7 protein-coding genes are annotated in these 8,385 nt (G+C 72.4%); all 7 read right to left on the bottom strand.

Features of this window, described 5'->3' with window-relative positions:
• Positions 1 to 107: 107 nt before the first annotated feature.
• The 7 genes from P0W64_RS13970 to P0W64_RS13940 are packed head-to-tail and all read right to left on the bottom strand — an operon-like array spanning position 108 to position 8,182.
• A complete protein-coding gene (locus P0W64_RS13970) occupies positions 108 to 1,211 on the bottom strand; it encodes a glycosyltransferase family 4 protein (RefSeq protein WP_275480733.1) in 1,104 nt (367 codons plus the stop codon).
• 2 nt (positions 1,212 to 1,213) lie between these two features.
• Positions 1,214 to 2,335, bottom strand: coding sequence for a hypothetical protein (locus tag P0W64_RS13965; protein ID WP_275480732.1), 1,122 nt, complete (start codon positions 2,333 to 2,335; stop codon positions 1,214 to 1,216).
• A gap of 5 nt (positions 2,336 to 2,340) precedes the next feature.
• The gene (locus P0W64_RS13960; protein ID WP_275480731.1) at positions 2,341 to 3,426 is read right to left on the bottom strand and encodes a glycosyltransferase; all 1,086 of its coding nucleotides are present in this window, start codon (positions 3,424 to 3,426) and stop codon (positions 2,341 to 2,343) included.
• Entirely contained in the window at positions 3,404 to 4,699 is a 1,296-nt protein-coding gene (locus tag P0W64_RS13955) for an O-antigen ligase family protein (protein WP_275480730.1), read from the bottom strand. The genes P0W64_RS13960 and P0W64_RS13955 overlap by 23 nt, the downstream gene beginning before the upstream one ends.
• Positions 4,696 to 5,808 (bottom strand): glycosyltransferase, encoded by a 1,113-nt coding sequence (locus P0W64_RS13950; protein ID WP_275480729.1) that lies wholly within the window; start codon positions 5,806 to 5,808, stop codon positions 4,696 to 4,698. The genes P0W64_RS13955 and P0W64_RS13950 overlap by 4 nt, the downstream gene beginning before the upstream one ends.
• Positions 5,805 to 7,256, bottom strand: coding sequence for an oligosaccharide flippase family protein (locus P0W64_RS13945; RefSeq protein ID WP_275480728.1), 1,452 nt, complete (start codon positions 7,254 to 7,256; stop codon positions 5,805 to 5,807). The genes P0W64_RS13950 and P0W64_RS13945 overlap by 4 nt, the downstream gene beginning before the upstream one ends.
• Positions 7,253 to 8,182: a hypothetical protein gene (locus tag P0W64_RS13940; RefSeq protein WP_275480727.1), complete on the bottom strand. Its 930-nt coding sequence runs from the start codon at positions 8,180 to 8,182 to the stop codon at positions 7,253 to 7,255. The genes P0W64_RS13945 and P0W64_RS13940 overlap by 4 nt, the downstream gene beginning before the upstream one ends.
• Positions 8,183 to 8,385: the final 203 nt, after the last annotated feature.

The following is an 8,385-nucleotide window of genomic DNA, read 5'->3' as shown; positions in this document are numbered from 1 at the left end:
GGAGAGTAGGTCACCGCCGGACAAACATTTGAACAACCGACGAAGCCCCGCACAACCCGAACCACCGGGAGTGTGCGGGGCTTCCGGCACATCCGAGGGTCCCGGGGTCAGCGCAGGAGGCTGGAGTAGAGCGCGAGGTGGGCGTCTGCGCAGGCGTCGACTGAGTAGCGCCGCTCCGCACGTTCGCGGAGCGCGCGTCCCAGCGCCGCAGGGTCGGGATCGGCCTGCAGTCTCTCGAGGGCATCGCCCAGCGCGCCGGGGTCGCCCGGGGGGACCACATAGCTCGCCGCACCGGCAACGTTCAGCATCTCGGCGACGCCGCCGGTAGCGGTCGCGACCACGGGCTTCGCCGCCCCCATGGCCTCGGCCAGTGCCAGGGGCTGCTGCTCCATATGGGACGGCAGCACGAGAGCGTCGTGGGCTGCCAGCAGCGAAGGGATATCGGTGCGGAAACCCAGGAACTCCACGCGCCCGGCCAGTAGCCCGTGCGCAGCGCGCTCCTCGAGCGACGCGCGTTCGGGACCGTCGCCGGCCACCGTCAGCGTGGTGCCCTCGGCGAGCACGCCCGGGCGGGCGAGCGCATCCAACAGATCGGCGATCCCCTTGCGCGGCACCAGGAGCGCGACGCACAGCAGCTTGCGGACGGGCCCGGACGGCGGTGCGGGATCAGGTAGACGCACGCCGTTGTCGACCTGCGTGACCGTGGATGCGGGGACCCGTAGCCGGTCGCGCAGGAAGTCCCCCATCGACGCCGCCGGCACGATCGTGCGCGTGAGCGACCGTGCCACAAGGGAATCGGCTCCGAGTTTGACCTGTGTGTAGCGGGACGGGGGTGCCGCGTCGCGAACGCCGGCGAACCAGGCCTGCGAGACATCCTCGGGGACACCGTGATACGTGTGAACCACCGCGCGGGGGCCGCCGGGCCGCCACTGCATACCGGAGACGACCAGCCCGGACCTCCGGTCCTGCGCGTGGATGACGTCGGCGCCCCAGGCGCGTAGCGACTTCCGCATCGCCGCGATCGCCCGTAGGTCGTCCTTGCGGCCGACCTCCTGCGCGACGAGCATCCCGTCCACGAGCTCGGGGCCGCGCGCGGGCCGTGGCCCGAACAGCGCCACCGTATGGCCGCGATCGGATACCGCCGCGGCGAGCGGCACCGTGACGTCGACGGGACCGCCCTTCTCCTGTGTGAGGAGGTACGCGATGCGCACCGTCAGTTCTTCTCTGCGGCAGGATCATCCGTCGCTGCGGACGTCGACGCGGAGGTCGATGAGGATGTCGACTCGGTGGATCCGGTCGAGGTGGTTCGGCTGTCGTCGCCGTCGGACTCGATTGCGACCGGCACGCCCGCCGCTGCGGCGACTGCCGAGGCGGTCACTCCGGAGACACCACCGGTCGTGTTGTTGCGCGAAACGGTGGAGCGGGCCGAAGCGGAGGCCACGGGGGCATTGTCGGACACGACCACGGCGACGAGCGGCGCATCGTCGGGTAGGGCGCCCGTCGCCAGCGCGACCTCGCGCCCGGCGCCCGGCCGCGATACGGCCACGACCGCTCGCGCGCCCTCCCCGGCGGAGACGGGCACGGCGGCGGCGCTGAGCCGAGCCGCGAGTGCCTCGACGTCCACGTCCGGCTCGACGGCCAAGAGCTCGAGCGGGGCGCCGGCGGCAGACTGCACAACGCGGAGCCGGCCCACGATATCCGTCTCGGTCGAGTGCAGAACGGCCACCGGCCGCGTGGTGCCGGCGGAGCGGAGGGCGGAGCGGATGCGACGGTCACCGTCGGGGAGCAGGAGGCGCGCCGCGCCGAAACCGATCAGCCCCGCGGCCACGGCAGCCGCGAGGCCGAAGCCCGCGCCCAGGGTGAAGTCGGGGGCGACCTGTGTGACCGTCGGCTGCCCGAGTGAAGTGAGCTTGCCGGCCGGGGCGAGCAGGTCGGCATCGAGGGCCTGCTGCTGGAGGGCCAGGACGAGCTTGGTCGCGAGCTCGGGGGAGTCGGCCGTCACCGAGATCCGGGCGAGTCCGGAGGCAGGGACGATGCCGACACTGATCCGGTCCGCGAGGTCGGACGGTGCACCGTCGACCGAGTGGATCACCGTATCCGTCGCGGTGGGGCTCTTGACCAGGTCCGTGACACCCGGCAGCGTCAGGGCGACGACCGAGCCGAAGCTCTGGATAGCGGCGTCGGTCGTGCCCTTCGGGGTGGCGACGACGGCGACCCGCGCCTCGTATTGCTTGGGCCCGGCCGCGACGACGACGAACGTCACCACGAACGCGACGACCGCGAGCGCCGCGGCGATCGCGACCGAGAGGATGAGGGGACGGCGGAGTGTATTCATGGGGTTCACCTCGTGCAGATCCGACGGATCAGGTCGTCGTAGGAGCGCATCATCGCGCCGGGGTCGTATGCGGTGCGGATCGTCGCGAGGCCGGCCTCGGCCTCGGCGGCGCGGGCCGCGGGGTCGTCGAGCAGTTCGCCGAGCGCACGCGCCGCGGCATCGGGATCGCGAGGTGGGACCAGACGGCCGCCTCCCCCGCCCAGGACCTCGCGGAGCCCGTCGACGTCGGTGGCCACGACGGGCCGCCCGGCGGCGAGCGACTCGAGTACCGCGATCGGCAGACCCTCCCAGTCGCTGGTCAGCACGGTGACATCCGTGGCGGCCAGTAGCCGCGGCACGTCGGACCGCGCGCCCAGAAACCGGACCCGGTCGCCGAGCGGTGCCGCCCGGCGCTCGAGATCGGCGCGCAGGGGGCCGTCGCCCGCGAGCAGCAGGACGCCGTCGTCGCGGAGCTTCCACGCGTCGATGAGGATGTCGTGTCGTTTCTGCTCGGCCATGCGGGCGAGGCAGAGCGCGACGGGGCCGTCGCCCAGCTCGAGCTCCGCGCGAGCGGCGGCCCGGTCGACGGACTCCGGAACGGTTACCGCGTTGCGGATGACGGACGTACCCACGCCCCGCAACCCGGCGCCTGACAGGCGACGTCCGATCGCGTCGGCCACCACGACGACGTGGTCGGTGGTCAGGGTCAGCACGCGGGCGGCGCCCCGGTAGTCGGCCTCGCCGACCCCGTGGAAGACCGTAACGACCGGCACGCCGCGGCGGGGCAGCGGCACGAACGCGGGCAGCGCCGGTCGGGCAAGCCGTGCTACGGCGGTCGCCGACACGTTGTGCGCGATCACGACGTCGGGCCGGAACGCCGATACCGCGGCGGACGCCGCGGCGCGGGCACGCGCGAGGCCGGACACCGAACGCTCGGCGGGCGGCACGTCGAAGGTCTGGAATCCCTCGGCGGCCAGGAGGTCGGCCCGCAGGCCGCCGCCCGATGCGACGGCCGATTCCCAACCGACCTCGTGGCCGCGGCGGACCATCTCGAGGACCAGTGCCTCGGCGCCGCCGATGCCCATGACACTAGCGAGATGCAGGACGCGCACGCTCGCCTCCCTTCTCAGCCGTTACCCGGAAGCCCAGCGCGCATGCCACCGCGATCATCGACCACAGAGACATGTAGTACTCCTCGGACAGGAAATAGGACATGGCGGCGATGGCCAGCAGCGACGCCTGCACGGCGGTGACCGTCCGCGCGTCCGCCCCGGCGTGGCGGGCCCGCTCGGCCGACACGAACGCCAGCACGATCGTTCCTATGAACAGTGCGAGCCCGACGATGCCGAGATCCGCACCGACCTCCAGGTACATGTTGTGCGTGACCGGCGTCTGCTCGGCGATCTCGGCGAGATGGGAGCCCGCGACGTAGCCGCTGCGGACGCCGCCCGGGCCGGAGCCGAACAGCGGGTTCTCGGCGAGGATCCGGCCCGCACTCTGCCAACGCAACAGCCGGGAATCGATATTGTCGCCCGCGACGAACTTCTTCTCGTCGAGAGCCTCGGTCAGGAGCGGCATCGCGACCACGAGCGCGGCGCCGGCGCCGAGCGCCAGGACGCCGATGAGGGACGCCAGCGCCCCGGGCCGGATCGCGCGCCGCGCCACCAACCAGACCAGCACGACCACCGCACCGACGAGTCCGCCGCGCGAGAACGTCGCCGCAGTGGCGAGCAGGAGCAGGACGGCCAGGACGAGCAGGGGACCGCTCCGGCGCAGCCGCAGAGCCGCGGCCGCCTGCTCGGACACCAAGGCAGCGAGGAGGGGCAGCGCCGCGATGAGGACGTACGCGAGGTCGTTGGGGTCCTCGAGGGGTCCGGTCGCGCGGCGGTCGCCTTCGACCAGAACGCTGTAGACGGCACCGGCGGCGGCGGTGGACGCGCCCGCGGCGGCCGACCACAGGATCGCCGTCGGCTTGAGGTCGGTCGCGCACACATCGACGAGGACCGCCGCGACCAGCAGGAACGGCACCCACCGGATCAGGTACTCCATCGCGTACGGCGACGACAGGTGGTAGCACGTGGACGCGAGGACCGTGGCGAGCAGGAGGCCGAGGACCACGTGCACTGCGTGCAGGCGCGGCAGTCGGCGGTCGAGCGCAATGCCGAGTAGCCACGCTCCGACCAGCAGGATCGCCGGCACCTTGGCGGCCTGCGGGTGCAGCGCGCGGACATACTCGTCGAGCGGGGCGAGGGCCACCGTGAGACATGCCAGGACCGCGACCGCGCGGTGCACGGCAGCGCGCAACACCGTCGGGCGCCCGTCCACCCAGACACGCGGTCCGGAACCCCGGACCGCGGTCGCAGCGGAACTCAGGACGGTCGTCACGCGTGCACCTGTGCCCGGCTGCGGGAGGCCACCCGCTCGACGAGCTCCGCCACCTGCTGCGACGCGGCATTCTGGTCCAGCACCTCGACCGCGCGCGCCCGCCCGCGCCGGCCCTCGTCGGCGGCGAGCGTGCGGTCGGCGAGCCGGCGAGCGACCTCACGGGCCAGGCCGGGTACGTCTCCGATCTCGAGCACGGTGCCGGCGCAGTCGCCCACGGTGTGCCGCATGCCGCTCACCGCGTAGCCGACGACGGGCCGCCCCGACGCGAGCGCCTCGAGCGGCACCAGTGCCATGCCCTCTGCGCGAGATGGGACGACCACGACGTCGCAGGCCGCGAGGTAGGGCACAGGGTCCGAGGAGAAACCCTCCCAGCGGATGGACGGATGCGTGCCGCCCGGGAGGGCTGCGAGCTCGCCTGCCAGCGGCCCGTCGCCGACGAACATCAGGGTCGCGTCCGGCACCTGTGCGAGCACGTCGGGCCACGCCTGGAGCAGGAAGTCCTGGCCCTTGAGCGGCGCGAGGCGCGCGAGACACAGCGCTATCGGGCCGTCACCCAGACCGAGGGATGCGCGGGCGGCGGCGCGGTCGCCGGGCACGATCCGGCTGGTGTCGACACCGTTGAACACGACTTCTGCGGGGCCGGTTATGCCTGCGGCGCGACCCGCTGCGAGCTCGTCGTCGCTGACGCATAGGAACGAGTCGGTCCAGCGTGTCGCGAAGCGCTCCCACAGCAGGGCCGGCTTCGCGATGGCGCCTCCCTGGGCGTCGAACGACCAGAGATGCGGTTCGAAGATCGTGGGGATCCTGCCGCGCAGGAGCAGTCGTCCGACCATGCCGGCCTTGGAACTGTGCAGGTGGACGACGTCCGGGCGCACCTCGTCGATGATGCGGCGCAGGCGCGCCGTCTCTGCCGGCACCGAGATGCCGGGCGAGCGCGTCGCCTCCCACTGCCGGTACTCGACGCCGTCCCGCTGGACGAGCTGCGCGAGAACGGTTCCGGCCGGGCAGGCGACGACGGGATCCCAACCTCGCTCGGCTTGGTCGCGGACGAGGTCGGTGACCACCGAGGCGACGCCTCCGTCGGATTGGGTTACATGCAGGATCCTCATTCTGCTGCCTCCGAACGTTGCGAGCGCAGCTGGCCGATCAGCTCGCGGTTGGTGAGATATGCGACCGCGGCGAACACCGCGGTGACGAGTAGGCCCTCAGCGACGCCGCGGACGACGGATCCGTCGGCGCCGGCCAGCGGTGACAGCCGGTACGCCGCGGACACGGCTGCGGCCGCAGCGCTGGGCACCGCGAGTCCCCATAGCGCCCGGCCGAAATCGGCCGGCGACGGTGCCGCGCCGGAGCGTGCCATGCCCAGCCACGCGAAGGGCACGAGTACAGCTGCTGCCGCCAGCTGTGCGACCGCGGCCCATACGACCCCGAAGCGGGTCAGCGCGAGCAGGCCGCCCGCGAGTAGGACCAGTCGGACGAGTTCGAGCACCAGGTACCAGCGCGCCTGGCCCGCGGCCATCGCCGTCTCGTACCAGGTGTGCAGCAGGCTGATCGCGATGCCGTAGCCGCACAGCACCAGAAGCACGGGCTCGGCGTCGACCCAGCGCGGGTTCAGCACCACGACGCGGTGTGCGAGCAGAGCGATGAGCACGTACATGCCGCATACGCCGACGATCACGGCACGCGTGAACATGGCCGAGGCTCCGGGCAGTTCGTCGCGGCGTCCGTCGCGGATCATGTGCGTGTAGACGGGGAACGCGACGGCGCCGAGCACGACGGCACCCATGATGTACGGGATCCACGCGATGCGGAACGCGAGGGAGTACACGCCGAGTGCGTCGGCGCCGAGGACGTGGGCGACCGTCGGGTAGTCGATGTTGACGAGCAGGATCCCCGCGACTGCGGCTGGCCCGACGACGCGCACCCAGCGCAGCGCCTCGCCCGCGGCGGCGGGGTCCCAGGCGGGCACGATGCGCACGCCGACGAACATGCCGAGGATCGGTTGCAGTACCGCGGTCGTGAGCAGGCCCAGGGCCAGCGAGTAGGGCCCGGCACCGGTCACCGCGAGCACGACGGTGACGATCCCGCCGATGATGGCGCTACCCGCGTCCGGCAGTACTCGGCGGCGGAAGTCGAGGGTGCGGTGCATCACGGCCATCTGCACGCCGCCGACCGCGGTGAACGGCAGGCTGAGCGCGGTCAGTGCGACGAGCCCCGCGGCGTCGGGGGCGCCGAGCAGCGAGGCGACTCGGTGCGAGAAGACCACCGCGACGAACGCGACCAGTGCGCCGACGGCGACCGAGATCGACATCACCGTCCCGGCCATCCGCTTCGGGTCGCGGTCGGTGCGGGCCAGCACGTCGAAGACGCCCATGGACTGGATCACCTGGCTCACGTTGACCAGGGCTACGGCGACGGTGACCCGGCCGAGATCCGCCTGGGTCAGCGTGGCCGCGAGCACGACTGTGACCACCATCTGCATACCTTTGCTGCAGACGTTGGTCAGGCCGAGCCAGAGCGCGCCGCTCGCTGCGCGCTTGGTGAGGGTCTCGCTCATGAAGCTTGTACTCGGCGCAGGACGACGGCGGCGACGGCCGCACGGTCGGCGGTGGGCAGGGCTGCGAGTCCGCCGGCGAGCTCGTCGGACGTGAGCTCGGGTGAAGCGACCAGAACGAGCGGCGCTCCCTCCTCGCTGCGCGGCGCGACCTTCAGGCCGGACGACGCCAGGGCACCCCCATCGGCGCCGTCGCCGGCGTCTAGGGCGACGACCCGCGCAGGCCGGTCCAGCAGCCGCGCGAGGTCGCGGACCCGCTCGGGGAAGCCGGTGCGCTCGGCCTCGAGCAGCAGTACCGGCTGCGCCAGCCCGGCGTCGCCGAGCGCTCGCCTCAGCCGGATGGTGGGCGTCGGCCGCCAGAGGTGCAGCGCGACGAGGGCCGCGGCGGCCGCCGCGAGCGCGGCGGCGATGGACAGGGCGCCCACCATTGCCGGCGACGGACGCAGATCGGTGACCGACGGCGTGGTGTCCAGCGGAGCGAGCGTCGCGACGGGTGCGAGCAGATCGGCCCGCACGATCTCGGTGACGAGCGCGGACGTCAGCGCGCGGGCCAGGTGGGCGTTCTGGGCCGTCACCGAGACGGTGGCGACGGCCGAGTTCGGGTCGTAGCCGACGGTGATCGCCGCGCTCAGATCCTCTGCCGATGTCGACGGTGTCACCTGTCGGCGGACGTTCTCCAGTGCACTGGGCGCATGGGCGAACTCGACGAGCGCGGGCATCGCGAGGGTGACGGCGCCCTGGAAGGTCTCTCCTGTCGGGGACGCCTGGGTGACCGGCCGCGCGAGGAGCGCGGACTCGCCCCGGTACTCGGAGGGGCGGGCCCAGGTCGCAGCGAACGTCGCGATTCCGACGAGGACAGCTACGAGCACAGCGGCCGCGAGGCGCGCACGGGTCCCGGCCAGGGGCGCATGGCGAGTGGGTCGGGACACGGACGTGCATCCTCTCGGCGCACAGGCAGCTCTATGCGCAATCATCAATCTGCGGTGTAGGAAGGAAAAATACTCTGAGCGAGGCTACCTGATGGCGGGGCCGGGATCCCATATAAATGAATCAGGTGTGATGCGACGAACGGCTGGTCGGCGGGTGTCGCCTCGCGCGCGGCCGGGCACCGACGAACCCGATACGCTGCCGG

The organism is Tsukamurella sp. 8F (assembly GCF_029167375.1).
Taxonomy (GTDB): domain Bacteria; phylum Actinomycetota; class Actinomycetes; order Mycobacteriales; family Mycobacteriaceae; genus Tsukamurella.
This window is presented reverse-complemented; position numbering and strand designations above follow the sequence as displayed.

Excerpts from the sequence above, each read along its gene's own strand:
- P0W64_RS13965 (WP_275480732.1), bottom strand. The coding sequence starts at position 2,335 with ATGAATACACTCCGCCGTCCCCTCATCCTCTCGGTCGCGATCGCCGCG.
- P0W64_RS13950 (WP_275480729.1), bottom strand. The coding sequence starts at position 5,808 with ATGAGGATCCTGCATGTAACCCAATCCGACGGAGGCGTCGCCTCGGTG.
- P0W64_RS13945 (WP_275480728.1), bottom strand. The coding sequence starts at position 7,256 with ATGAGCGAGACCCTCACCAAGCGCGCAGCGAGCGGCGCGCTCTGGCTC.